The 23,952-nt window shown below is 32.7% G+C and carries 27 protein-coding genes; 17 read left to right on the top strand and 10 right to left on the bottom strand.

Features of this window, described 5'->3' with window-relative positions; translation table 11 throughout:
• Positions 1-86: 86 nt before the first annotated feature.
• The 8 genes from CHB81_RS16620 (at position 87) to CHB81_RS16585 (ending at position 8,500) form a co-directional block, all read left to right on the top strand.
• Positions 87-1,241 carry an acyltransferase gene (locus CHB81_RS16620; protein WP_089352975.1) on the top strand — a complete coding sequence of 385 codons (1,155 nt, stop codon included), beginning with the start codon at positions 87-89 and terminating at the stop codon, positions 1,239-1,241.
• A 171-nt stretch (positions 1,242-1,412) separates the two neighbouring features.
• Positions 1,413-1,913: a tetratricopeptide repeat protein gene (locus CHB81_RS16615; RefSeq protein ID WP_254921142.1), complete on the top strand. Its 501-nt coding sequence runs from the start codon at positions 1,413-1,415 to the stop codon at positions 1,911-1,913.
• Between the two features lie 132 nt (positions 1,914-2,045).
• Entirely contained in the window at positions 2,046-3,008 is a 963-nt protein-coding gene (locus CHB81_RS16610) for an ion channel (protein WP_089352973.1), read from the top strand.
• 72 nt (positions 3,009-3,080) lie between these two features.
• The gene (locus CHB81_RS16605) at positions 3,081-3,980 is read left to right on the top strand and encodes a MerR family transcriptional regulator (RefSeq protein WP_089352972.1); all 900 of its coding nucleotides are present in this window, start codon (positions 3,081-3,083) and stop codon (positions 3,978-3,980) included.
• A 37-nt stretch (positions 3,981-4,017) separates the two neighbouring features.
• Positions 4,018-5,484, top strand: coding sequence for an NAD(P)/FAD-dependent oxidoreductase (locus tag CHB81_RS16600; RefSeq protein WP_089352971.1), 1,467 nt, complete (start codon positions 4,018-4,020; stop codon positions 5,482-5,484).
• Between the two features lie 3 nt (positions 5,485-5,487).
• Complete coding sequence (locus CHB81_RS16595) at positions 5,488-6,327, top strand: phytoene/squalene synthase family protein (protein WP_089352970.1); 840 nt, start codon at positions 5,488-5,490, stop codon at positions 6,325-6,327.
• A gap of 83 nt (positions 6,328-6,410) precedes the next feature.
• Positions 6,411-6,851 carry a sterol desaturase family protein gene (locus CHB81_RS16590; RefSeq protein WP_089352969.1) on the top strand — a complete coding sequence of 147 codons (441 nt, stop codon included), beginning with the start codon at positions 6,411-6,413 and terminating at the stop codon, positions 6,849-6,851.
• 353 nt (positions 6,852-7,204) lie between these two features.
• On the top strand, positions 7,205-8,500 hold the full coding sequence (locus CHB81_RS16585) for a deoxyribodipyrimidine photo-lyase (protein ID WP_089352968.1): 1,296 nt from the start codon (positions 7,205-7,207) through the stop codon (positions 8,498-8,500).
• A gap of 156 nt (positions 8,501-8,656) precedes the next feature.
• On the opposite strand, the gene CHB81_RS16580 is transcribed toward CHB81_RS16585, so the two are convergent.
• Positions 8,657-9,961: an AarF/ABC1/UbiB kinase family protein gene (locus CHB81_RS16580; protein ID WP_089352967.1), complete on the bottom strand. Its 1,305-nt coding sequence runs from the start codon at positions 9,959-9,961 to the stop codon at positions 8,657-8,659.
• Complete coding sequence (locus CHB81_RS16575; RefSeq protein ID WP_089352966.1) at positions 9,958-10,620, bottom strand: TetR family transcriptional regulator C-terminal domain-containing protein; 663 nt, start codon at positions 10,618-10,620, stop codon at positions 9,958-9,960. Before CHB81_RS16575 ends, CHB81_RS16580 begins: the two co-directional genes overlap by 4 nt.
• 96 nt (positions 10,621-10,716) lie before the next feature.
• On the opposite strand from CHB81_RS16575, the gene CHB81_RS16570 reads away from it, so the two are divergent.
• Complete coding sequence (locus CHB81_RS16570; protein WP_089352965.1) at positions 10,717-11,628, top strand: TIGR01777 family oxidoreductase; 912 nt, start codon at positions 10,717-10,719, stop codon at positions 11,626-11,628.
• 3 nt (positions 11,629-11,631) lie between these two features.
• Here CHB81_RS16570 and CHB81_RS16565 read toward each other — a convergent pair whose 3' ends face one another.
• The 5 genes from CHB81_RS16565 to rmuC form a co-directional block, all read right to left on the bottom strand.
• Entirely contained in the window at positions 11,632-12,201 is a 570-nt protein-coding gene (locus CHB81_RS16565) for a YceI family protein (protein WP_089352964.1), read from the bottom strand.
• 482 nt (positions 12,202-12,683) lie between these two features.
• Positions 12,684-13,079, bottom strand: coding sequence for a VOC family protein (locus CHB81_RS16560; protein ID WP_089352963.1), 396 nt, complete (start codon positions 13,077-13,079; stop codon positions 12,684-12,686).
• A gap of 20 nt (positions 13,080-13,099) precedes the next feature.
• Positions 13,100-13,648, bottom strand: a complete 549-nt coding sequence (locus tag CHB81_RS16555) for an acyl-CoA thioesterase (protein ID WP_089352962.1) — start codon at positions 13,646-13,648, stop codon at positions 13,100-13,102.
• Between the two features lie 6 nt (positions 13,649-13,654).
• Positions 13,655-14,020 (bottom strand): 6-phosphogluconate dehydrogenase, encoded by a 366-nt coding sequence (locus CHB81_RS16550; protein ID WP_089352961.1) that lies wholly within the window; start codon positions 14,018-14,020, stop codon positions 13,655-13,657.
• Between the two features lie 6 nt (positions 14,021-14,026).
• A complete protein-coding gene (rmuC, locus tag CHB81_RS16545) occupies positions 14,027-15,400 on the bottom strand; it encodes a DNA recombination protein RmuC (protein ID WP_089352960.1) in 1,374 nt (457 codons plus the stop codon).
• Positions 15,401-15,587: 187 nt separating this feature from the next.
• On the opposite strand from rmuC, the gene CHB81_RS16540 reads away from it, so the two are divergent.
• The 4 genes from CHB81_RS16540 (at position 15,588) to CHB81_RS16525 (ending at position 19,550) form a co-directional block, all read left to right on the top strand.
• Positions 15,588-16,469: a protease complex subunit PrcB family protein gene (locus CHB81_RS16540; RefSeq protein ID WP_254921141.1), complete on the top strand. Its 882-nt coding sequence runs from the start codon at positions 15,588-15,590 to the stop codon at positions 16,467-16,469.
• Between the two features lie 206 nt (positions 16,470-16,675).
• Positions 16,676-17,227: an RNA polymerase sigma factor gene (locus CHB81_RS16535; RefSeq protein ID WP_089352958.1), complete on the top strand. Its 552-nt coding sequence runs from the start codon at positions 16,676-16,678 to the stop codon at positions 17,225-17,227.
• A complete protein-coding gene (locus CHB81_RS16530; RefSeq protein ID WP_089352957.1) occupies positions 17,224-18,969 on the top strand; it encodes a hypothetical protein in 1,746 nt (581 codons plus the stop codon). Before CHB81_RS16535 ends, CHB81_RS16530 begins: the two co-directional genes overlap by 4 nt.
• Before the next feature lie 53 nt (positions 18,970-19,022).
• Entirely contained in the window at positions 19,023-19,550 is a 528-nt protein-coding gene (locus CHB81_RS16525; RefSeq protein ID WP_089352956.1) for a MepB family protein, read from the top strand.
• Between the two features lie 55 nt (positions 19,551-19,605).
• On the opposite strand, the gene CHB81_RS16520 is transcribed toward CHB81_RS16525, so the two are convergent.
• A complete protein-coding gene (locus CHB81_RS16520; protein ID WP_254921140.1) occupies positions 19,606-19,995 on the bottom strand; it encodes a hypothetical protein in 390 nt (129 codons plus the stop codon).
• A gap of 177 nt (positions 19,996-20,172) precedes the next feature.
• Between CHB81_RS16520 and CHB81_RS16515 the strand changes: the two genes are divergently transcribed.
• From CHB81_RS16515 to CHB81_RS16500, 4 genes are all read left to right on the top strand, one after another.
• Positions 20,173-20,379 (top strand): hypothetical protein, encoded by a 207-nt coding sequence (locus tag CHB81_RS16515; RefSeq protein ID WP_089353012.1) that lies wholly within the window; start codon positions 20,173-20,175, stop codon positions 20,377-20,379.
• Positions 20,380-20,443: 64 nt separating this feature from the next.
• Positions 20,444-21,016 carry a pseudouridine synthase gene (locus CHB81_RS16510; RefSeq protein ID WP_089352955.1) on the top strand — a complete coding sequence of 191 codons (573 nt, stop codon included), beginning with the start codon at positions 20,444-20,446 and terminating at the stop codon, positions 21,014-21,016.
• 87 nt (positions 21,017-21,103) lie between these two features.
• On the top strand, positions 21,104-21,559 hold the full coding sequence (locus CHB81_RS16505; RefSeq protein ID WP_089352954.1) for a tRNA (cytidine(34)-2'-O)-methyltransferase: 456 nt from the start codon (positions 21,104-21,106) through the stop codon (positions 21,557-21,559).
• 79 nt (positions 21,560-21,638) lie between these two features.
• Positions 21,639-22,040, top strand: coding sequence for a hypothetical protein (locus CHB81_RS16500; RefSeq protein ID WP_141130413.1), 402 nt, complete (start codon positions 21,639-21,641; stop codon positions 22,038-22,040).
• On the opposite strand, the gene CHB81_RS16495 is transcribed toward CHB81_RS16500, so the two are convergent.
• Both CHB81_RS16495 and CHB81_RS16490 read right to left on the bottom strand, forming a co-directional pair.
• Positions 22,037-22,813: an ABC transporter ATP-binding protein gene (locus CHB81_RS16495; RefSeq protein WP_089352952.1), complete on the bottom strand. Its 777-nt coding sequence runs from the start codon at positions 22,811-22,813 to the stop codon at positions 22,037-22,039. The genes CHB81_RS16500 and CHB81_RS16495 overlap by 4 nt on opposite strands.
• Before the next feature lie 129 nt (positions 22,814-22,942).
• The gene (locus CHB81_RS16490) at positions 22,943-23,911 is read right to left on the bottom strand and encodes an iron ABC transporter permease (protein ID WP_089352951.1); all 969 of its coding nucleotides are present in this window, start codon (positions 23,909-23,911) and stop codon (positions 22,943-22,945) included.
• Positions 23,912-23,952 lie beyond the last annotated feature (41 nt).

The raw sequence follows: 23,952 nt of genomic DNA, 5'->3' as shown, positions 1-23,952 counted from the left end.
CAAAAGCTAGTTATCAGTAACAAGCCTTGCTATCACTGTCTTTTACTGTTGTACGTTTGCCATCAATAACGCTAAACCAATTTATTATGTCAACTGCAACTGCGACCCAAAATCAGAGCTCTGATTCTCCAAACAAATTATTATACATAGACAACATTAAAATTCTATTAACCATATTAGTGGTCCTTCATCATACTTTTATCGCTTACAGTACTTCTGAAGGCTGGTATTACACTGAACAAACTAAACTACTAGGAGCAAGAATCCCCATGACAATGTTTATAAGCATTAATCAGTCCTTTTTTATGGGCTATTTCTTTATGCTGGCCGCATATTTTACCAGTTCTTCTTACTCCAGAAAAGGAACCTCAAAATTCATCAAAGACCGACTTATTAGATTAGGAACTCCAATCATATTTAACTCTTTTATTCTTTCACCTTTCATCTCTTATCTTGTTTACTATTTTACCAAAGCACAGCATATCAACTATCTTGATTATTTAAAAGGCTATGATAGTTGGATCGATTTAGGAGTTACATGGTTTCTAGCTGCATTGTTACTTTTTTCTCTAATTTATGCTGCAGCTAAAAAAACATTTAATACTAGCTTAAAAAGACCATTAACAGCACCTAATTCAAGTACAATATTATTGTTCTCAGTAGCATTAGGAATTATTAGTTTTTTGGTCAGAATTCCATTTCCAGTAGGACGGGTTCTTGAACCAATCGGTTTTCAGCTTGGGCATTTTTCGCAATATATCTTCTTATTTATTATTGGATTACTGGCTGCCAAAAATAATTGGTTTGAACAACTTCCAGACAAAACAGGCAAACAACTCAAAAGATCAGCTTTACTATGTTTATTGTTTTTCCCCATATTCCTTATAATCAAATTTAAACTAAACAGTCCTTCATCTTGGTTTTCCGGAGGCTTTCACTGGCAAGCATTATTATATGCAGTCTGGGAGCAATGGATTGGTATTTCTATACTTACTGCATTATTAATCAAAGGAAAAAGAAGCTGGAATACTTCATCAAAACTTCTTAGTAAATTATCTCGTAGTAGTTTTGCCGTTTACATTTTTCACCCATTAGTAATTGTCGCATTCACTTTAGCCGTACGAAACTGGGATATTGATCCTGCAATAAAACTTCTTGTAGCAGCACCATTAATAGTTTTAGGCAGTTTTGTACTTGGTTCACTTATTCTATTAATCCCGGGAGTTAAAAAAATCATTTAACATCACTTTAAATCAATAAAGCTACAATACCTTACTTACTCCTTCCTTTTCTATCAAAACGCCCAACAAATAAATTACGATTATTTCACAACAAAATTTCTCCTACAAAATAAAACTTTCTTAAATTCGTTTCTGAATTATTAACCTACTAACCTAATCCCAAATTGGTTTATGAAAAAATTATTACCTCTATTACTTATTATGATCAGTTGCTCTACATGGGCACAATCTGCAACAGCTTATTTTGACAAAGCCATGAAAAAGGCCGAAGCCGGAAACACAAAAGGCGCCATTACAGATTACACAAAAGCCATTAACATGAGTCCTAAATTTGTTGAGGCTTATCAAAATCGCGGTGTTGCAAAAGTAAAACTAAACGACTTAAAAGGCGCTCTAGCTGATTTTAACAAAACAATCGAACTGGACAACATGAATGCAGATGCTCTTACTGGTCGAGCCAATGTAAACTACAAATTGCTAAACTATAAAGAAGCAATAGAAGACTGCACTTCTTCTCTGGGCTTAAACCCAAAAGATTATATTGCTTACAACTTAAGAGGCTTGGCATATAACAAAGTCGGAGACAAAAAAAATTGTTGTAAAGACTTTTCAAAAGCAATCGAGCTAGGAAGCCAAAGTGCCATCAAGAACAAAGCTACTTTTTGTAAATAATACAAAGTCACTTAAAGCATCAATACAAAAGCAGTCTGTAAATTTAGTTTTTCAGGCTGCTTTTTTCATTAAAAACAACATCTCTCTTCATATTAAAGATATCTTTACATTTGCGCTTTAAACCAAACCATAATGGCACTTTTAAAAAAAATAAACTACAACGTCAAAACAGATAAAAATTCAGGATTTGGGAGCAATGCCAACAGTTACGGAGGAAGATTTGTAAACAAGAACGGAACTCCAAATATCGAGAAAAGAGGTATGCATTTACTCCGTCGCATTAGTTGGTACCACACCATGATCGACATGCCAAACTGGAAATTCATGCTTATCTTGTTCTCCTTTTACATCGCAATCAACTTTGTTTTTGCAATTATCTATTATGCGATAGGAATTGAGCATCTTGATGGAATCTCACAATCACAAAATGTACTGACTCAATTTGGACAAGCTTATTTTTTTAGCGCACAAACTTTTACCACCGTTGGCTACGGACACATAAGTCCAACAGGATTTATGACCAGTGCGCTTTCTGCAGCTGAAGCTTTAATTGGTTTATTAAGTTTTGCCATCGCAACCGGTTTATTCTTTGGAAGATTTAGCAAACCTACAGCATTTTTAAAATTCTCGCATCATGCTTTGATTTCTCCTTACGGAAAAGAAAAAGGATTAATGATTCGGCTAGTTCCCTTTAAAAATACCAATTTTACAGATGCTACAGCAAAAATTACGCTTGGAATGAGCTTTGAAGAAAATGGCGAAAAAACCAACAAATTCTATACTTTAGAACTAGAACTGGATCGAATAAATGCCCTTTCGTTAAGCTGGACATTAGTACATCCTATAACAGAAAATAGTCCATTATACAATTTTACCGAAGAAGATTTCAAGAACACACATGGCGAAATACTGGTTTTCATCACCACTTTTGACGATATGTTTAGTAATACAGTTGCCGCAAGAACTTCTTATACTTTTGATGAAATAATATATGGGGCAAAATTCGAAACCATGTACAACAGAAGCGAAGACAATTCAAAAACGATCCTACACTTAGACAAACTAAACCATTACGAAAGGATAAACCTCCAATAACCCATCATTTTAATCCAATTTTAAAGATTTTTTCAGATTTTATCCTATTTTTGTTTATCTAATGGTATTATAATGATAAACAACATAAGAACAGTCTTCAGTATTAAAGATCTTGAAAACTTATCTGGAATAAAAGCACACACTATTCGCATCTGGGAGAAAAGATATAACATTCTGGAACCAATGCGAACAGACACTAATATCAGACTTTATAATCTACAAAATTTACAGAAGCTTTTAAACATTACATTACTACACGAATACGGTTATAAAATTTCTAAAATCGCAACGTATCCCGAAGAAAAGATTCCACAATTAGTACGCGAAATTATTTCTAAGAAAAACTCTCAAAACTACGCTATTACATCTTTCAAAATGGCGATGATGAATTTTGATCAGGAATTATTCTTTACTACTTTTGATTGGTTGATTTCTGAAAAAAGCTTCAAAGAAGTTTTCAAAGATCATTTTCTTCCTTTATTAAAAGAATTGGGATTATTATGGCAATCAGAAACCATAACTCCAGCAAATGAACACTTTATGAGTCATTTGATTAAACAAAAGATATTAATTTACACCGAAAGTCTTCAAATACAAAAACCAACAAAAACCGATCGAATTTTTGTACTCTCTTTGCCATTAAACGAAATTCATAAAATAGGTTTGCTATATCTGCAATATGAAATTTTATCTAAAGGTTACAAAGCCATATATTTAGGAGAAAGTATGCCAATCGAAAATCTGCAGGATTTAACCAGACATTTTGAAAATATTACCTTTGTATCTTTCATGACTGTTCAGCCAGATCGCGGTGTAATCAATCAATACGTAAAATCGATGGGACAAAAATTACTTCAGGAAAACAACGAAATCTGGCTTATGGGCAACATGACAGAACATATCGAACAGAAAAATTTACCTGAAAGGATCCGAATTTTCGATACCATGGACGAAACAATTAGCATGCTATAATAATTTTGTTTAAGTTTTTTGTATATTTGTTAAACAAATGAAAAAAACTATAGCAATAATAGGATCTGGCTTCTCTGCTTTAGCTGCTGCATGTTACTTGGCAAAACAAGGAAACACAGTAACTATTTATGAAAAAAATGATTCTATTGGAGGACGGGCAAGACAATTCAAAAAAGACGGCTTTACCTTTGATATGGGACCTAGCTGGTACTGGATGCCGGATGTTTTTGAGCGTTTCTTTCTGGATTTTGACAAAAAAACAACCGATTATTACGAACTAATAAAACTAAATCCTGCCTATCAGGTTTATTTTGGCGTTGATGATTTTATCAGTATTTGTGATAATTTAGAAACTATAAAAGCCACTTTTGAAACTATTGAAAAAGGAAGTGGCCAAGAACTCGAAACTTTCATTAAACAAGCCAAAAGCAATTATGACATTGCTATTAAAGACTTAGTTTATCGTCCGGGAATTTCTCCACTTGAATTAATCACCCCTGAAACCACTTTAAAACTCTCACTGTTTTTTAGTACCGTTAGTAATGATATCCGCAAGAAATTCAAAAATGAAAGACTAATTCAGATTCTCGAATTTCCTGTTTTATTTCTCGGAGCTAAACCTTCCAAAACACCTTCTTTTTATAATTTCATGAATTATGCTGATTTTGGATTAGGAACCTGGCATCCAAAAACTGGAATGTTTGATGTTGTCCGAGCAATCGAGAAACTAGCCATAGAACTTGGCGTTACAATAAAAACCAATTCCACAATAGAAAAAATAGTTGTTGAGCATAAAACTGCAACCGAAATTATTATTGACGGAAAACATATAAAAGCAGATATCGTTTTAAGCGGTGCCGATTACCATCATACCGAAACTTTATTAGATAAGGAACATCGCGCTTATTCTGAGAAATATTGGGAAAGCCGTGTTTTCGCACCTTCTTCCCTATTGTTCTTTGTTGGGTTCGATAAGAAAGTAGAAAACATTTCACATCATGCTTTATTTTTTGATGTCGATTTTAATCAACATGCTGCTGATATTTATGATGATCCAAAATGGCCAGAATCGCCTTTATTTTATGCCAATTTTCCATCAAAAACAGATCTGTCTGCAGCACCAGAAGGAATGGAGAGCGGATTTTTCCTGATTCCGTTAGCACCCGGAATAAAAGATACGGAAGTACTTCGCGAAGAATATTTTAAAAAGATAATTGATCGTTTTGAAAAGCTTACTCAACAAAAAATTAAAAATAATATTATCTTTAAAAGATCATTTTGCAAGAACGATTTTGTCACTGATTATAACGCCTACAAAGGAAATGCGTACGGAATGGCTAATACATTATTACAAACTGCTTTTTTAAGACCAAAGCTAAAGAGTAAAAAAGTCAGGAATTTATATTTCACAGGACAATTAACCGTTCCTGGACCAGGAGTTCCGCCTGCTTTAATATCCGGAAAACTAGTAGCTGAGTTAATTCAAAAAACTTTTAGATCCTAAAAAATGAAATCACTATTCGATACCGTATCTTTCAAATGCAGTAAATTAGTTACTCAAAGCTACAGCACCTCATTTTCATTAGCAGTCAAAATGTTATCACCAAGCATTCGTGAAGCGATTTACAGCATCTATGGTTTTGTTCGCTTTGCTGACGAAATTGTCGATTCATTTCAAGACTACAACAAAGAAAACCTCATCAATGATTTCGAAAAAGAATATTACAAAGCCATTAAAGCCGGCATTAGTTTAAACCCAATTCTTAACTCATTTCAACATACCGTAAAACAATATGATATTATAGACGATCTTGTTCAGGCATTTTTAAAAAGCATGAAACTTGATCTTATCAAATCAGATTATAACACACAAACAGAGTACGAAGATTACATTTACGGTTCAGCCGATGTTGTGGGTTTAATGTGCCTTAAAGTTTTCGTAAAAGGAAACAATCAAAAGTATGAGCAGCTAAAAAACGAAGCAATGCGATTAGGATCAGCTTTTCAGAAAGTAAATTTCCTAAGAGATCTAAAAGATGATAATTTGGTTTTAAACCGAAATTACTTTCCCGGAATAAACCTAAATTCTTTCGATGAAAATAGCAAAATAGCTATCATCAACGAAATTGAGGAAGATTTCAAAATCGCTTATCAAGGAATTGTAAAACTCCCTATAGAAGCAAAATTTGGCGTTTATACTGCTTTTATCTATTATAAAAAACTATTAACAAAACTCAAGAATACGCCTTATTACGAAATTGGAAGTTCAAGAATCAGAGTTTCAAACTATACCAAAGCAGGGCTTTTGGCACAATCTTTTGTAACTTACAAATTGAAACTGGTTTAATAATTTCGTCTCGGTTTTTATCATTTCGACAGAGGAGAAATAACAAACCAGAGTAATAACTTTAATATTTCAAAATATACAAAATGATTTCTTTTCTAATCTTTTTAAGTGTTTTTCTCTTCATGGAATGTGTTACCTGGCTCACGCACAAGTATATCATGCATGGATTAATGTGGTATTTTCACGCAGATCATCACAAACCCAAATACGAACATACATTTGAGCGCAATGACATTTTCTTTGTCATTTTTGCAACACCAAGCATTATTCTTTTTTATTTTGGCGTTGAGGACGGATTCAACTATTTGTTTTTTATTGCCTGTGGCGTAACTTTTTATGGTTTGTGTTACTTTTTAATTCACGATGTATTGATTCACCAGCGTTTTAAATGGTTCAAAAACACTAAAAACAAATACCTGATTGGTTTACGAAAAGCGCATAAAATACACCACAAGCATTTAGGAAAAGAAGATGGAGAATGTTTCGGAATGTTATTCGTTCCTTTTAAATATTATAAAATGTAAAATAATTTGGGCGTTACCCGCAGAAAAAGCGGGTCGGGTTTTACGTTCCCGCTTTTTTGCATCAGGCAGAAAAAGCCTGACACAAAAAGAGCTCCACTGCAACCCCTAACGCAAACATCTCGTATATAAAAGACTAGACCGTAATAATTGAAACTATGAAATTATACAAAATAGAAACCGTACAACATGTAAATGCCACAATCGAAGAATTATCCAATTCAAAATCATAGTTACTTAAAAAAAACAACCACGAATTCACGAATTAAAAACAATATAAATGTGATTAAATTTGTGAATTCGTGGCGAAAAAAATCCAAATCAAATTTCCTTAAAACAAAGCTGGAGACAAAATAATGACAAAACAAAAAGTTACTTTTTTCTGGTTTCGACGTGATTTACGTTTAGACGATAATGTTGCATTATTTCATGTTATGCAATCAGATTATCCGGTAATTCCGCTTTTTATTTTTGATGAAGATATCCTGGAAAATCTTCCAAAAAATGATGCGCGAGTGGCTTTTATCTACGATTCACTAGAGAAAGTAAACCAAGAACTTCATGCAACTGATTCCTCTATTTTAATCAAAAAAGGAAAAACTTTAGATGTTTGGAAATCGCTTCTTTCAACATACAATATTCAGCAAATCTTCTTCAATAAAGATTATGAACCATTTGCGATTAAACGTGATCTTGCTATTCAGGAATTAGCAAAACAAAACAACATTGAAGTCTTTCCGTTTAAAGACCATGTTATTTTTGAAGAAAAAGAAATCACCAAATCAGATGGACTTCCCTATACGATTTACACACCATACAAAAACAAATGGCTCGAGAAATACCATCTTACGGGACAAGCCCTGGAATATGACACGAAACCATTCTTAAAAAACTTTATCAAACAGCAATTTCCATTTCCTGATTTATCAGAAATTGGTTTTGAAAAAAGCACCATAAAAGTACTTCCTCACAATTTAACTCAAATTGCCAATTATAAAGAAACACGAGATTTTCCGGCTTTAGACAGCACCTCTTATCTTTCGCCACATTTACGTTTTGGAACCGTTAGTATTCGGAAATTAGTGAATTGGGCAAATAAAAAGAACCAAACATTTTTGAGTGAGTTAATTTGGAGAGAGTTTTTTATTCAGATCCTTTTTAGCTTTCCAAATGTGGTGAATCACAATTTCAAATCGGCTTACGATGGTATTCAGTGGCACAATAACGAAGACGATTTTAAACGTTGGTGCTCCGGAACTACAGGATATCCAATGGTTGATGCCGGAATGCGCCAACTAAATGAAACGGGTTACATGCACAATCGCGTTCGCATGGTTGTAGCCAGTTTTTTATGTAAGCATCTGTTGATTAACTGGCAATGGGGTGAAGCTTATTTTGCCGAAAAACTACTAGATTTCGAATTGGCTTCAAACGTAGGAAACTGGCAATGGGCTGCAGGAACAGGTTGCGACGCTGCGCCATATTTTAGAGTTTTTAATCCTGAGATTCAACAAAAGAAATTTGACGAAAAAGGAATCTACATCCGCAAATGGATTCCTGAGTTTGATTTGGGTTACTATGAACCAATGGTTAATCATGCTTTTGCAAGAGATCGTGCAATTGAGACTTACAAAAGGGGAATAATTAAATAAATTCCAAATTTTTAAAATTCCAAATTCCAATTGTTTTGTGCAATCTTGTCATTTCTGACAAAAAATGTATAAAAAAAACCTTTGTCAAAGTTTAAAACTTTTACAAAGGTTCCTACACCATTGGAATTTAGAATTTTTATATTGGAATTTTCCAGTCTAATACTTCAAATAATTCTCTACTTTAATTTTAGCTTTTAAATCAAACATTAAATTATACAAACCAAAAAAGGTTCTATTCATGTAAATAAAGTGTTTAGAACCACGGTTTCCGTTCATTTTTTTGAGATTTGTATCGTTAGAAAAACGCTCGCCTAATTTGGCAATGCTTTCAAAGAAAGTTTCATCGGCAAAATCGAAAGTTTCATCTTGAAACGGCTTCGTAAAAAGCGATAACAAATCATGAAACATCTCCGTGAAATATTCAATTTCCGAAGGTGAATCATCTGGACGAAGAATCTCTAATTCGAACAATTTTTCATTGAACAGTTTTGGATCTGTGATGACATTTTTATTGATCAATTCGAAATAAGGCTCATAAAAATCAACTGGAATTTGTTTCATACAACCAAAATCCAGAGCAATCAAACGATTTTGATCGTCTACCAAAAAATTTCCCGGATGCGGATCAGCATGTACTTTTCGTAAAACATGAATTTGATACATGTAAAAATCCCAAAGTGCCTGACCAATTTTATCGCCCACTTCACGATCTGTACTTTTTGCAGTAAACTCCGAAAGGTGAATTCCTGTCATCCAGTCCATCGTGATGATTTTCTCTGACGAGAACTCCGGATAATAACTTGGGAATAATATATTTTCTATTTTACTGCAAGCTGCAACAACTTCCTGACTTTGTTCGAGCTCGAGCAAATAATTGGTTTCTTCGATAAGTTTATCCTCGACTTCTTTAAAATACTTATCAGAGTCTTTTCCCTGAAGGTTAAACATTCTAATTGCGATAGGTTTCACCAAAGCCAAATCTGACGAAATACTGTTGGCAACTCCCGGATATTGAATTTTTACAGCTAGTTTTTTACCGTTTTTAGATGCCAAATGAACCTGACCAATACTTGCCGCGTTAACAGAATTAGCATTGAATTCATCAAATATTTCATAAGGTGTTTTACCAAAATTAATTTTGAAAGTTTTTAAAACCAACGGTGCCGAAAGTGGTGGAACGGAAAATTGCGATAAAGAGAATTTCTCAACATAAGCCTGAGGCAGGAAATTCTTGTCCATGCTTAACATTTGAGCTACTTTTAATGCGCTTCCTTTTAGACTTTTTAAACCATCATAAATATCCTCGGCATTATTTTCATTTAGTTTATCTCTCGTTAAGTCTGGATTAACCATTTTTTCGGCATAATGTTTAACATAGTTTACGCCAATTTTTGCGCCGGTTTGTACTAGCTTACCAGCTCGTTCTATTTTTGAAGTTGGTATATAATCGATCGTTTTCATTGTTTGCTGTATATTTTTTCTTTAAACAAGAATTTTCCAAAATCTAAAAGATGATTCAGTGGCGCAACATTCATTAATTCGAATGAGGCATTTACTGATTTTTCGATAAAAATATCGGTCTTCTCAAAAGCCGCTGATTCATCGTCCATCCAGAATTTTATGGTCATCATTAATTGCAGCCAAGCAGATTCCTGAATGGCTTTTTCCTGAAATTTTTGAAACTTTTCTTGTTCAAGTCTGTAATCATCCGTCAGGATTTCAGAAACATATTCTTTAAATCCTTCACGAAGCGAAGTTAATTGCACTAAATTTCTAATTGGATTTCTATCAATTTTTAATGCCTGCAGCACATAACTTCTGTTGGCAGTTAAAATCTCAAAAAAGGTAAAATAGAAACTCAACATTTTGTTCTTCATGTCGTATTCCTGATAATCTGTATTTTTATGCAATAAATCGATTGTATTGGCAAAAAAGAGCCTGAATATCTCTTTTTCTAAACCTTCTAATGTTCCAAAAAACGAGTAAAATTCAGCTTCTGTAAAATCATTTTCTTTTGCAAAATGATAAACTGATTTTGGCTTTTGTCCTTTTTCTAAAACCTCATCCATATATTTTGAAACGATATCATCTCTTGTGATTGTCTTATTTTTAGTTGCCATTTCATTAAAATTTAGAATTTGCCTTAAAGGTAAGCAATGTTTAAGTACCTTTACTTATGCACAAACAGCTTGCACTGTTAAATATATTATAATATAATGTCCAAAAATGTTTTATTAACCGGAGGCACTGGATTTGTTGGCAAGCATCTTACTGATGTACTTATCAATAATGGCTTTTTGGTCTCTGTATTAAGCCGTTCGGATCAAAAAAACACACCTTCGATTACCTACTATAAATGGGATTTGAATAAAAACTTTATTGATGAGGAAGCGATTCTAAAAGCAGATTATATTATTCATTTGGCAGGAGAAGGTATTGTAGAAAAAAGATGGACTAAAAAACGTAAAATAGCGCTCTTAGAAAGCCGTATTAAACCAATTGATCTTATACATTCTATTTTAAAAGAAAAAAACAAAACTCTGGATGCTTTTATTTCGGCATCAGGAGTTGGGATTTATGGCGCCATTACAAGTCACAAAATATGCGATGAAACGACACCTGCAGCTGATGATTTCTTAGGCAATACTTGTAAGGAATGGGAAAAAACTGTCGACAAAATTGCTTCATTAGGAGTTAGAATTGTAAAAATCCGAACAGGAATCGTCTTGGGTAAAGACGAAGGTTTCCTGAAAAAAATTATACCAAGCTTTAAATCTGGTTTTGGCGCAGTATTAGGCACCGGAAAACAATATTTACCATGGATTCATATTGATGATTTATGTCAAATCTACCTCAAAGCAATTCTTGACGAGCAAATGCAAGATGCTTATAATGCTTGTACAACAGACACTACAACAAATTCAAGATTCTCAAAAACGCTGGCAAACTTGTTTGGATATTCTATTTGGTTACCCAAAGTTCCATCGTTTATTTTAAAAATTGCTTTAGGCGAAATGAGTATAGCCATTTTAAAAGGCCAAAGAGTTTCATCTGAAAAGATTCAAAAAGCAGGTTTTGAATTTCAGTTTACAGATCTTGAAAAAACCCTGGTAAGTTGTTTGAATTAATCTTTATTTTAAAGTCACATACACTGGGTTGTTAGTTCGCACAACTCCAATTAATTCTGTATTTGCTGTTTGTGAAATTTTAGTTGCTATTCTGCTTGGAATTTGAATATTAAAATCAGTTACCAAAATAGGAAAATCAGAAACTATCTGAATTCCGTCAACTGTTTTTTTAATTAAAGCATTTACGATGACTTCTTTCGATTTCCCATGCATTATAAGCTTTCCTTTTATCTCATATTCTTTTTCAACTTCAGTCACATCCTTTAAATCAAATTTTTGAATTTTACCTTTAAAAACAGCTTTAGGATATCGATGGCTTTCCAAATAATTTTCATTAAAATGTTCCTGCATCAGGTCTAATTTAAAACGAAAATCTTTGATGGTAACAGTACAAACAAATGTACTTGTTCTAGGTTCTAAAAGGATTGCAACCTGTCTGTTTACGGCTTTTACTTCTTCAAAAAACGGAACTGATGCTTCAAAATTTACTGTTCCAGTTTTAGTAAAGAATTTTTCCTGCGCAATAACGGAATAAGCGGTAAATAGCAAAATAAATAAAGTAGTTTTTTTCATAATCGTCAATAATTAAACAATTATGTCATTCTTTTTTTTTATTTTAAGAAGAGAAAAAACTGGACTTAATATAGAATCTAAAAAAAATAGAATGGCAGTACTCCGTGAAAAACAGTAACCCAATCATTATACTTAAAGTTACGAAATTTTAAGGAATACGGTTGCCGATTTGTGCTAAATGTTTGTGAAAAGTTTTATGGAGTGATTTGTGAAATGTAAAATGGTTTCACAAATGGTAGTTTTATAATTCTAAATATTACCTCTACAGGCAATTTTATTAAGTTAAGCTTTGAACACAACCCCTTTGTGATTTTAGAGCAAAGCGTAATTCACAAAACTTTGTGAACTTTGCGGTAAAATTTTCTTTGTCGAGTTACTTATGAGCTTCTCCTGAAGCATCGGGAAGCTCAGTCTGACAAGATTTCGTTTAAAAAAACTTAACTTAACGACATTGCACTACGGGACAAAAACATTTCAAATTATTATCCTTGCACTTCTGTACATATCTCTATTAAAAAACCATCTAAATCCCTGATATAAGCCACGATTTGTCCCCAAGGTTTTTGCTTTGGTTCTGTTACTAAAATTGCACCAAAAGAAATTGACTTTTGTACCAGTTCTTCAACATTATCCGTTATAAAACCTATTTCAATTGCAAAAGGTTTGTCTTCGATTTTACTTTCCAGGAAACCGTCTTTTAAATTTTGTTTCGCTAAAGACTTAGAGGCAAACGAAATTGTAGTTTCTCCCGTATTTAATTCTCCATAATCATTTCCAGGTGCGATAAATTTTCTTAAAAACCCGAATGCATTTTCATAAAAGACAATCGATTTCTCGACATCTTCTACATATAGAATTGTATATCCAAACTTTACCATTTTCTTTTACTTTAAATATTCTAGCTAATCTCTAACAACACATTGTATTTATCCAAACTGGCTAAATCTTCGATAGAACTTACATTCGTAATTTTTTCGTGATCCTCTACTTCTTTTCTAACCTCAATATGTTTAATTGCCTTTCTAAAACGCCTTACTTCTTCCAGATTAGACAAAATTAATCCAGGAACTTGTACGCTTTTACCTTCTTTATCTTTGGCTACCATTGTAAAATAAGAAGAGTTACAGTGTTTAATTGTTCCTGTTTGGATATTCTCTGCCTCAACACGAATACCTACCACCATAGAACTCCTTCCTACATAATTTACAGAAGCTTTCATGGTAACCAATTCTCCAACCTCAATAGGTTTTAAAAAGTTTACCGTATCAACTGAAGCCGTTACACAATAATTGCCGCTAAATTTTGATGCAGAAGCAAAAGCTATCTGATCTAATAATTGTAGAATGTAACCTCCATGGATTTTACCACTAAAGTTAGTGTGCGAAGGCAACATTAATTCTGAAATACTAATTTTTGATGAGGAAACGGGTTTAAAATCTGCGGCCATAATTGTTTATTTATATTTAAATGGAGAAGTTTCTTTTCGAACTGCGGTGATGAAAAAATGAGAATCTCCCCACCAGCTAAATGTTTTATATCGTTCAACATAAGTCAATTTTACATATTGACCTTCTAATTCATTCAATTGATCTATTACTTTTTGGTCACTGTCCAATACTGAAAATCTAAATATTTGCGAGCCTGAAACGCCTTGACTTAATTCTCCTTCCCAGGTTTTCATCAATACACCTTTGTGACTCATTCTGATTAATTCGCCTGAGCGATATCCTTCACTATAAGGAACAAAATATATAAAGGCAAAATAAATGGTAAAGACCAGAACACAAAGCGCTGCAATTATTAACAAAATTCTTTTCATAAGATCTTAGTTTAAAGATTGATTTTCATCTGTACTTGATGCTCTCGCAATAATATTTTCCGGAAGTGCTTTTTTAGCCTTTGCCCCCATTTTCTTTAATTTTTCGACACTCAAAATTAGGTTTCCACGACCATCAACTAGTTTGTTCATGGCATTTTCGTATTCCGTTTTAGTATCTTTTATTTTAGTTCCAATTCTTAATAAATCACTCACAAAGCCTTCAAATTTATCATACAATGCTCCAGCTTGTCTGGCAATTTCAAAAGCGTTTTCCTGTTGTTTTTGATTCGCCCACATACTGTCAATCGTCCTTAAAGTTGCCAATAAAGTTGTTGGTGTAACGATCACAATATTTCGATCAAATGCTTTATTATATAAGGTAGAATCTTCATTTAAAGCTATGGCAAATGCGGGTTCTATTGGAATAAAAAGCAAAACAAAATCCGGACTTTCGATTTGGTATAAATCATGATAATTTTTACTTCCAAGTTGTTCTACATGCCTTTTAATGGAGTTTACATGTTCTTTTAAAAAATCAATCTTAAGAATTTCAGATTCTTCATTAACCCACTTCTCATAAGCAACAAGAGAAACCTTAGAATCGACAATCATCTTTTTACCATCCGGTAAATTAATTACAACATCCGGCAGCACTCTGTTTCCTTCGTTATTGGTAAAACTTTGCTGAACTTCATACTCTCTGCCTTTTTCTAAGCCTGATTTTTCCAGAACACGCTCCAGAACCAGTTCGCCCCAATTGCCCTGCATTTTACTATCACCTTTCAAAGCTTTGGTCAGGTTCAGGGTTTCTTTACTCATTTGAGCGTTCATCTCACTTAACCCAAGAATCTGCTGACGTAATGCAGCATGATAATCAATACTTTCTTTATGTGTCTGCTCTACTTTTTGCTCAAAACCCTGAATCTTATCTTGCAATGGCAACAAGATATTTTTCATGTTTTCGCTATTCTGCTCGGTGAATTTAGCCGACTTCTCTTCGAGAATTTTATTGGCTAAATTTTCAAATTCTTTGGTAAATTTTTCCTGAAGCTCCGTTATTTCGCTTTTTTGTTCTTTATGTCGTTCCCATAAATTTTCAAAATCAACTTCTTTTTTTGAAAGCTGAATTGCCAAGCTGTCTTTTTCTGTTCGAATACTTTCTTTCTCGGAATTTGTTAATTGAAGTTGCTTCTGAAAGTTATTTCTTTCGTTCTCAAATTGTTCTTTTTGCAACTGCAACTGATTAACATTTGCATTCAATCGTTCTTCAAAACTCACTTTTTCTGATTGGGCTCTGGCCGAAAACAATAATTTCCCTAAGTAAATTCCAAGGAATAGCGCAATAACAAAGGCCAGTAAAAGTGGAAGAAAATCAAACATACTTAAGGTTATTTTAAAAGTAAAAGTAAGCAATAATACGTAGTACTTAATTTTTAAAACTAAAATTTTATTGATTCATACTGATTCTAAATGACTTGAACTTAAAAAAATAAATAAAAAAAGTTCTCTTTTTAACGCAACCTTTTTAAAAGAAATTCATCTACGAATTATAACCTAATACAATATAATGATGAAAAAAGTAATGTTGAGCTTATTTATAGCTTTTGGATTTAGCGCATGTTCCCTTAGTAACGACGATAAAATGAATATAGATTGCGGAACTTATTCTGATGTTTCGTTCACAGGATATCCTCTTTTCTGTAATTATAGTATGGTAACAAACCCAACTAATGCTGTGGCACTTATTGCAACTTCACAGGAAAATATGGATAAGTATTTTAAAAAACATACAAATACTTGCCCTAACTCAAGTGATCCTGCAATAGATTTTACTAAAAACTATTTAATTGGAGTTTTCTCTGGAATAAAATCTTCAAGTGGCTATACAATTAAAATTACTAATATAGTTGAAAACAAATGTCAAATGATTGTCAACTTTTACGAAAAATCACCTTTGCCAGGTGAGACAACATCACCAACCTCAACTTATCCATCAGATTTTGTTTTGATTCCTAAAACTTCCAAACCAATCATATTTATTAAAGCTACTGAAAATCCGGACAATATTATCATCGGAACATATAAAGCACAATGTACAGGAGCTGATTGTCAAAATTTCTTTCAGATAAATGATTTTAATATTCTGAAGTTCCAAAATGTTGTTTCTGGAGGTTACGATTTTAGCCAATACAGATACACCGCAACAACTAAGAGAGGTGATTATGCTTCATTATTATCAAGTGTTCCTTCTGAAATTTTAAACAACCAAGGGCAAACAAAAACATATGGTACTCCGGATTCAGCTGGTCAGGGTGGTGTATATTTTGAGCTTCATAAAGGTCTAAAAGTTACCAGAATTTATATTGACAATAACGACACTGATGATCAGGGCTCCGAAATTAAACTTTTCAAAAAATTAATAAAGGACAAAATCACTAGCTTAAAATAATCAAATTATAAAAAGAGATTTTGATGTTTTGATCCGTAAAAAGATTGCTTAATTAGCTTTGAAGGCAACACTTTTAAAACAGAAAGACCTGACAATCAAAACCTAACAATCGTAAAAAAACAATCAAGACGCAATTCGTACTATTATAAAAGATAGTTTTATAAGCTTATAAAAACTATTTTTGCAAAACCAAATTTAACCACTTCTTGAAAGACGATTTAGAAAAATATATCAAGCTATGCCTGAAAAATGACAGAGAAGGACAACTGAAAATTTATCAGTTGTTCTCTCCTGTTTTATACGGTATTTGCCTGAAATATATGAAAAACGAAGACGATGCCAAAGATGTATTTCAGGAGGCATTTGTAATTGTTTTTCAGAAAATTGGCCAATATAAATTTGAAGGAAGTTTTGAAGGCTGGCTAAAACGTATTTTCATTAATAAATTGATTGAGACTTTAAATAAAAAGAAAAAAGAAAGTTTCTTTCTGGATGTTTTTGACCCCGATACAGATTTTGTCGAAGAGGAAGAATTAGAAGCTATCCCTATAGAACAAGAAAAACTGTTAGAATATATTCGGGATTTACCAGATCAATACAGGACCGTTTTTAACTTGTATGTTTTTGAAAAAATGAAACATAAAGAAATCGCCGAATTATTAAAGATCTCCGAAGGAACGTCAAAATCAAATTTAAATAGAGCCAAGCACATTTTGCAGAAAAGAATTTTGAGCATAAAAAATTTTAAAATAGCATGAAAAAACAAAATATAGAAGATATTTTTTCATCAATGGAAGACTTTTCAAGTGTTCCTCCTCCTGAATTATGGGGGCAAATTGAAGAAAAACTAGACCAACCTAAAAAGAAAAAAAGAGCTATTCTTTGGTGGTCGGCTGCCGCATGCCTTTTATTAGGTTTGTTGCTTCCTTCTGTTTTACATTTTACTTCTGATTCAGGAATTAAAAACCTGAATAACGGCGCCTCTGGTACTAATAAAGTTGTTATTGAAGAGAAAACTGAAAAGAATAAAAACAACTTAAATGATAGCACAATATCTACTCCAGAAAATAAAATTTTGAAAGAGGGTTTTGAAAAAAATCAAACCAAAGAAAATCTGGTAGAAAACAATAAAGTCAAAGAAAAATCAAATACATCTAAAGGAGATTCATCATCATCAAAAAAAGCAATCAAACCGTCTGTTACTATTTATCAAAAACCAGAAACTGCTGTGGCTCATGTTGATTCTGAAAACAAAACAAATAATAACAGTACACACAAAAAATCAAACATTGAAAAAAGGAATACAAATCAAGCTGTAGCGGAACAAACATTTATAACAGGGAAAAAAGATTCGTTTAATTCTGTTTCTAAATACCAACTTCCAAATAATAAAAAAACAGCTACAGACAAGATTCTTACGGAGAAAACGTTTAATTCAGGCAAAACAAATGGATTTAATTCAAACTCAAAAAATCAATTGTCAAAATCTCTTTTTGAAGATAAAACAGGCGCAAAAAACAGCAACAACATTGCTTTTTATTCGTCAAACCCTGCTTTTAATAGCAATCAAAATACAACAAATAATAGCAGAGAAATTCAAAAAAGTAAAACAATAGATTATTCTAAAAAAGATTTTATTGCCAGCAATGAAAAAGGCAATTCAAAATCAAACAGTTCAACAAGCAAAATAGACTCTGTACAGTTAGCAGAGCTTCAAAATCTGGAAAAAGGTATTGCAGCCGTAACTCCTGAAACTAAAAAAGATAAAGAAACTAAATCTGTTTCTAATGCTGAAAAATGGGCTGTAGAAGTTTTTGCCGGTATCGCAAATTCTCAAAACAGTAAAAATGACAAAACACTAGGTTACGCAAACGATTCGAAACAAGGTAGCACCTATGGTGTTAAAACAAAATATAAGATTACTAATAAATGGGCTGTAGGATCAGGCCTTAAGATTAATGAACTGGGGCAAAGTATTGCAAATGTTTCTTATATAAACACAAAAACTGTTGCTTCGTTAAGTCCTAAAGGTTATTATGTTGCGAGCGAATCAATTGCACCAGCACGAATAACAAATAATTCCAATTATGTTTTTGTTTCAAATAGTACTACAGATGCATTAAAACAAAGTGATATTCAAAGTGATAACTTAGAAAGTGGAAATTTAGATCAAAGCCTTAAATATATCGAAATGCCTTTAGAAGTTTCATACGCTGTATTTACTAGAAACAAAGCAAGCATCAGTTTGAATACTGGCGGATTTGTAGGGAAACTGATTTCTAACAATGTAGCTCTAGATGGCAACTCGATTGGTAGTAATGTAAATGCAAATGACTTTGTTTATGGTTCTACTTTGAGTACTACTTTGCAATATCGTATTTATAAAAAGACAAATATTTTTGCTGAGCCTGCTGTAAATTATTATCTTAATCCCTTGAATAATCAATCTTTCAATCAATTTCAATGGGGATTGAATTTTGGATTGAATGTTTCATTCTAAAAAATAGTACCTTTCCCAAAAAGTAACAATAATTTCTAAGCCAATATTCTAAAATGATAGTTAAAAGTAACTGGTTAAATCAAAAGTCTATTTCCAAAGATTTAAATTTAGCTAAAGAATTGGTTTATGATTGTCTTGATTTCAACTGTTCACAACCTCAGCCAGTGCCAGAGAGCGCGGAGTATAACGCTTATCAGTTTTGCTTGGACCAAAAGAATATTTGCTATAGAGAAGCTAAAATTACTCCTGTAAAAACAGGTCAGTTTGTGACTTTATGGAAACGTAATAAATCAGGAATAATAGAACCTTTTGACTTTTCGGACGAAATTGATTTTGTAATTGTTAGTACAAGAAAAGGGGATCGTCTGGGGCAGTTTGTTTTTCCGAAAACTGTTTTATTAGAAAAAGGAATCTTCTCTACGCCAACCAAAGAAGGCAAACGAGCAACACGTGTTTATCCGCCTTGGGCTGAAACGACAAGTCCGCAAGCTCAAAAAACACAGAAATGGCAATTGCAATATTTTTATGAAATAATACCTGAAGTAGATTTTGAAACATTCAACAAATTGTTTCAATCTTAAACAGAAAAGGCGCCTTTAATTAGGCAGGCCCTTTTAATACAAAATAAAGAAAAATTCATTCTTCGTCCAATTTCATATTCCCTCTGTCTTTATGATTATCAGGATTTGAATTTGGATAACGATTTGGATTTACATCTGAGTTTCTGTCTTTGTTCTCAACCGTTTTTTTTGCTTCTTCATCAGTCGAAACACCGCGATTTGCATTTGGATTATCGGAATCAATTCCGTTCGAAACTTCTTTAATATTTTCATTTTCATTTCTTGCCCGATCCACAATTTCCTTATTTCCATCAGCATCTGTCACGACTTCTTTTTTGAGCTTTGGTGTATACGGTACTTTCTCGTGCGAAACTTTTTTTCCTTTTAAATCTTCACTATCTTTCTGTGTTCCGTTTATCTTTTTGGAACCTAAATTATCATTTTCCATAACATTAATTTTTTTCATTACTATATAATATTACGAATTTTAAGAATAAGAAATAAGTTCTTTAACATAGCTTTGGGTTTCTATATCACTTTTAAAAACAATATTAAAACCTTAACTTTCAATTTATTAAAACCTAAAATATTGCAGAATATTCTTGAAAATTGTAATTTTAATAAAAATCTAAAATCACTTATAATGAACTTTTTCAAAATCAAAACAAGTTGGTCCAATGCCGAATTTATTTCGATAAAACTATGTATGGCATCGATTTACATTTTAGTAGGAAGCTATTTTCATGATTTTTTTAAAGATTACTATATGCCGTTGCTCCTCTTATTTGCGATAACGGTGATCTGGTTTGTTTTTTCATGGCTGAAGAAAATGAAAGCTTCAAAACAGTAATAAATGCCGCCAGGAATTATTTACTTTCTCAAACAAAACTATCTTTGCAGTCTAAAAACACAGCATGCACCAACATTTTATTCTTTTTAAACCTTACGGTTATCTGAGTCAATTTATATATGAGCTAAAAAGAAAGAAAAAGCTTTTGGGTGAATTACATGATTTCCCCGAAGGAACAATGGCAATTGGTCGTCTTGATGAAGATTCCGAAGGATTGCTTTTATTAACTACAGACGGAAAAGTAAGTGAACAAATAAGAAGCAAAAAAGTTGACAAAGAATATTATGTTCAGGTTGATGGTGTTATCACGCCCGAAGCGATTGAACAATTGCAAAATGGTGTTGAAATTGGTTTTGATGGCGGAAAATACAAAACCAAACCTTGCTCTGCTTTTATTGTAACCGAAATTCCGGATTTTGGTCCAAGGGCAAAAAAAATACGTGACGAACGCCACGGACCAACATCCTGGGCTTCAATAACCGTAAACGAAGGAAAGTTTCGCCAGGTTCGAAAAATGACTGCTGCGGTTGGTTTTCCTACTTTAAGATTAGTTCGCGTTCGTATAGGAAATGTATATTTGCAGCACTTAAAAGCGGGAGAAGTTCTTGAAGTTTCCGATTTTAAATTAGAGAATTAATTAGATAATGTGTCAATTTGAAAATTAGATAATTTTTTATTCTAAATTCTCAGATTAACAATTAACCGAATAAACAAATAAACGATAATGCTAAACGTTGTTCTTGTAGAACCTGAAATACCAAATAATACTGGAAATATCGGACGATTATGTGTGGGTACAGAAAGTAGATTACACTTAATTCATCCTTTTGGATTTGTGATTAATGATAAAAACCTGAAACGTTCGGGTTTGGATTATTGGGTACATCTTAACGTAACCGAATATCAAAATATAGAAGAATGGATTCAACAGATTCCAGATCAGTCACGTGTATTTTTGATGAGCTCTCATGCAGAGAAATCTTATCTTGAAACTGATTTTCAAGATGGAGATTGGTTGGTTTTCGGAAAAGAAAGCGTTGGTTTAAGTAAGGAAGTTTTAGCCCGTTTTGAGAATCATTTAACCATTCCGATGTCAAAATTAATCCGAAGCTTTAATATTGCTAATTCTGTTGCTTTTGTAGTTGGTGAAGCTAAGAGACAAATTGGATTGAAGGTTTAAGATGAGGCCATTAATTGAAATAAACAACTTAAGTTATTCTAAAGAATTCTTAATTTACTATACAAGAACAAATATTCTTTTGAGAATATTACTTTTAATTGGACTTATTGTTGCTGCAATATATTTTCTAAATCAGGATCAATCTCTTATATTTCTTGTGTTACTGGGTATTTTTCTATTTCAAATTCCTTATTTAATTAAAGGAATAAAAAGAATTGATGAAATTCAATTTAGAATTAATTCTGAGGGAATTCAGTATCAAAATTTAAATCTGGTTCCATGGAGCAATATTGAAAATGAAAGAGTAATTACTGAATATATAAATTCCAAAGATATCCGTCACTATTTCACTTACTATATTATTGATTCAGATCAGGTAATGAAATTTAATCTTAAAAATTTAAGCACAGATATTAGTGAACTAACGATTACTCTTACAATACAAAGAAACAAATATAAGAGAGAAAATAATCTCGTTTAAGTAATCACAAACTTCCCTTTTTCGGCATCAAAAATAATATGTTCGTCTTTGAATAAAGTGGCGAAACTTCCTTTTGAAATTAAATTACAAGGCTCATCCTGAACTACTAAATCTGGTGTCATGATAATCATTTCATCACTTAATTGTATCGCCAAATCAATATCATGTGTTGAGAACAAAATACATTTTTGAGTTTCTTGTGTTAGTTTCTTCAGCAATTTAAAGAGTGAAACTTTGTGCAATAAATCAAGATGTGTTGTTGGTTCATCCAAAATAATTAATGGAGTATCTTGCGCCAAAGCTCTTGCTATTAAAACCTTTTGTAATTGTCCGTCACTAATTTCAAAATGTCTTTTTTGAGCTAAATGTTCAATTTGAGTTAGTTCTAAAGCTTCCTGTACTTTTTCGATATCAGCTGGAGTCAAACTACCAATCCAATTTGTATAAGGCTGGCGCCCCAGCGCCACTAACTCAAAAACTGATAAATTACTTGGTGGTAATTTTTCGGTTAAAACCAAACTTAAATTTTGTGCTAAATCTAAAGGTTTATAAGTATTTATATTTTTATCATTCAAAAAAACATTCCCCGCCAATGGATGCTGAATTCCAGTAATAGTTCTCAGCAAAGTCGATTTTCCTATTCCGTTTGCTCCAATTAAGGAAATAAGTTTTCCGGAACTTAAATTCAAATTCAAATCCTGGGCAATAGTCACAGTTTCTTTCTTGGACTTATAGCCAATAGTTAAATTTGAGGTTTTTAGGATCGATTTCATCATTTATAGTTACTAAGGTTCTGAGATGCTAAGTTGCTAAGTTTTTTTTGCCACAGATTATAATGATTAAAACGATTTTAAGAATCTGTGTAAATCTGTTAAATCCGCATAATCTGCGGGCAATACTTTCTATTGAAAATTTCTTTTTCTCATTAATAAATACACTACAACCGGTGCGCCAATTATCGATGTTATTGCATTGATTGGCAATGTAGTCTCTAATCCCGGCATCTGAGATGCCATATCGCAAAACAGCATAATTATTCCTCCATAGAAAAAAGTACTCCAATATAAAATAGCATGATTACTGGTTTGAAAAGTCAGCTTTGCAATGTGTGGAACTGCCAAACCTATAAAAGCTACAGGTCCAGCAAAAGCTGTTATGCTTCCGGCCAAAATACTTGTTGCAAAAATGATAACAAGTCGGGATTTCTTATAATTTAAGCCCATACTTTTTGCGTAGTTCTCTCCTAAAAGCAATGCGTTTAACGGTTTTATACTACTCGCACTCAAAAGCAGGCCAAAACCAACACAAACTGCCAAAATAGAAATAGAAGTCCAGGAAAGATTCCCTAAACTTCCTAACGACCAAAAAGTAAATTTCTGCAATTGCTCCGCTGAACTGAAATAGGTTAAAACTCCAACAATTGCACTTGTAAAACTACCAAACATAAGTCCTACAATTAAAATTGCCATTGTATTTCGTAAATGTTGTGCTACTACTAAAACCAACATTAAAACGGATACACTACCTAGTGTAGACGCCAATACAATTCCGTATGGAGACAATAAAATTGAATTTAAAAATGTAGGTAAAAAACCTGCACCTAAAATTACAATTGCCACCGCCAAAATTGCTCCGGAACTTAATCCTAAAACATCTGGTCCAGCCAATGGATTCCTAAACAATGTCTGCATTAACAATCCGCTTACTGACAAACCAACCCCAACTAAAACTGCTGTGATTGCCTTTGGTAAACGATAATTAATAATGATATATTCCCACGTTGATTTACTTGCCTGACCGCCTGTTATACTGGTATAAACTTCTTTGAAAGGAATCGTAACCGATCCCAAACTAATGTCTAGAAAAAACATAAACAGAAGGGCTAAACCAAGTACGGAAAACAGAATTATAT

The sequence above is a fragment of the Flavobacterium sp. ov086 genome (genome assembly GCF_900187965.1).
GTDB lineage: Bacteria > Bacteroidota > Bacteroidia > Flavobacteriales > Flavobacteriaceae > Flavobacterium.
The sequence above is the reverse complement of the archived record's forward strand: the minus strand, read 5'-3'. Positions and strand labels throughout refer to the sequence as shown.

Coding starts and splice junctions, on each gene's coding strand:
- CHB81_RS16620 (WP_089352975.1), top strand. CDS start 87: ATGTCAACTGCAACTGCGACCCAAAATCAGAGCTCTGATTCTCCAAAC.
- CHB81_RS16615 (WP_254921142.1), top strand. CDS start 1,413: ATGAAAAAATTATTACCTCTATTACTTATTATGATCAGTTGCTCTACA.
- CHB81_RS16610 (WP_089352973.1), top strand. CDS start 2,046: ATGGCACTTTTAAAAAAAATAAACTACAACGTCAAAACAGATAAAAAT.
- CHB81_RS16605 (WP_089352972.1), top strand. CDS start 3,081: ATGATAAACAACATAAGAACAGTCTTCAGTATTAAAGATCTTGAAAAC.
- CHB81_RS16600 (WP_089352971.1), top strand. CDS start 4,018: ATGAAAAAAACTATAGCAATAATAGGATCTGGCTTCTCTGCTTTAGCT.
- CHB81_RS16595 (WP_089352970.1), top strand. CDS start 5,488: ATGAAATCACTATTCGATACCGTATCTTTCAAATGCAGTAAATTAGTT.
- CHB81_RS16590 (WP_089352969.1), top strand. CDS start 6,411: ATGATTTCTTTTCTAATCTTTTTAAGTGTTTTTCTCTTCATGGAATGT.
- CHB81_RS16585 (WP_089352968.1), top strand. CDS start 7,205: ATGACAAAACAAAAAGTTACTTTTTTCTGGTTTCGACGTGATTTACGT.
- CHB81_RS16580 (WP_089352967.1), bottom strand. CDS start 9,961: ATGAAAACGATCGATTATATACCAACTTCAAAAATAGAACGAGCTGGT.
- CHB81_RS16575 (WP_089352966.1), bottom strand. CDS start 10,620: ATGGCAACTAAAAATAAGACAATCACAAGAGATGATATCGTTTCAAAA.
- CHB81_RS16570 (WP_089352965.1), top strand. CDS start 10,717: ATGTCCAAAAATGTTTTATTAACCGGAGGCACTGGATTTGTTGGCAAG.
- CHB81_RS16565 (WP_089352964.1), bottom strand. CDS start 12,201: ATGAAAAAAACTACTTTATTTATTTTGCTATTTACCGCTTATTCCGTT.
- CHB81_RS16560 (WP_089352963.1), bottom strand. CDS start 13,079: ATGGTAAAGTTTGGATATACAATTCTATATGTAGAAGATGTCGAGAAA.
- CHB81_RS16555 (WP_089352962.1), bottom strand. CDS start 13,648: ATGGCCGCAGATTTTAAACCCGTTTCCTCATCAAAAATTAGTATTTCA.
- CHB81_RS16550 (WP_089352961.1), bottom strand. CDS start 14,020: ATGAAAAGAATTTTGTTAATAATTGCAGCGCTTTGTGTTCTGGTCTTT.
- rmuC (WP_089352960.1), bottom strand. CDS start 15,400: ATGTTTGATTTTCTTCCACTTTTACTGGCCTTTGTTATTGCGCTATTC.
- CHB81_RS16540 (WP_254921141.1), top strand. CDS start 15,588: ATGATGAAAAAAGTAATGTTGAGCTTATTTATAGCTTTTGGATTTAGC.
- CHB81_RS16530 (WP_089352957.1), top strand. CDS start 17,224: ATGAAAAAACAAAATATAGAAGATATTTTTTCATCAATGGAAGACTTT.
- CHB81_RS16525 (WP_089352956.1), top strand. CDS start 19,023: ATGATAGTTAAAAGTAACTGGTTAAATCAAAAGTCTATTTCCAAAGAT.
- CHB81_RS16520 (WP_254921140.1), bottom strand. CDS start 19,995: ATGAAAAAAATTAATGTTATGGAAAATGATAATTTAGGTTCCAAAAAG.
- CHB81_RS16515 (WP_089353012.1), top strand. CDS start 20,173: ATGAACTTTTTCAAAATCAAAACAAGTTGGTCCAATGCCGAATTTATT.
- CHB81_RS16510 (WP_089352955.1), top strand. CDS start 20,444: ATGCACCAACATTTTATTCTTTTTAAACCTTACGGTTATCTGAGTCAA.
- CHB81_RS16505 (WP_089352954.1), top strand. CDS start 21,104: ATGCTAAACGTTGTTCTTGTAGAACCTGAAATACCAAATAATACTGGA.
- CHB81_RS16495 (WP_089352952.1), bottom strand. CDS start 22,813: ATGAAATCGATCCTAAAAACCTCAAATTTAACTATTGGCTATAAGTCC.
- CHB81_RS16490 (WP_089352951.1), bottom strand. CDS start 23,911: ATGTTTTTTCTAGACATTAGTTTGGGATCGGTTACGATTCCTTTCAAA.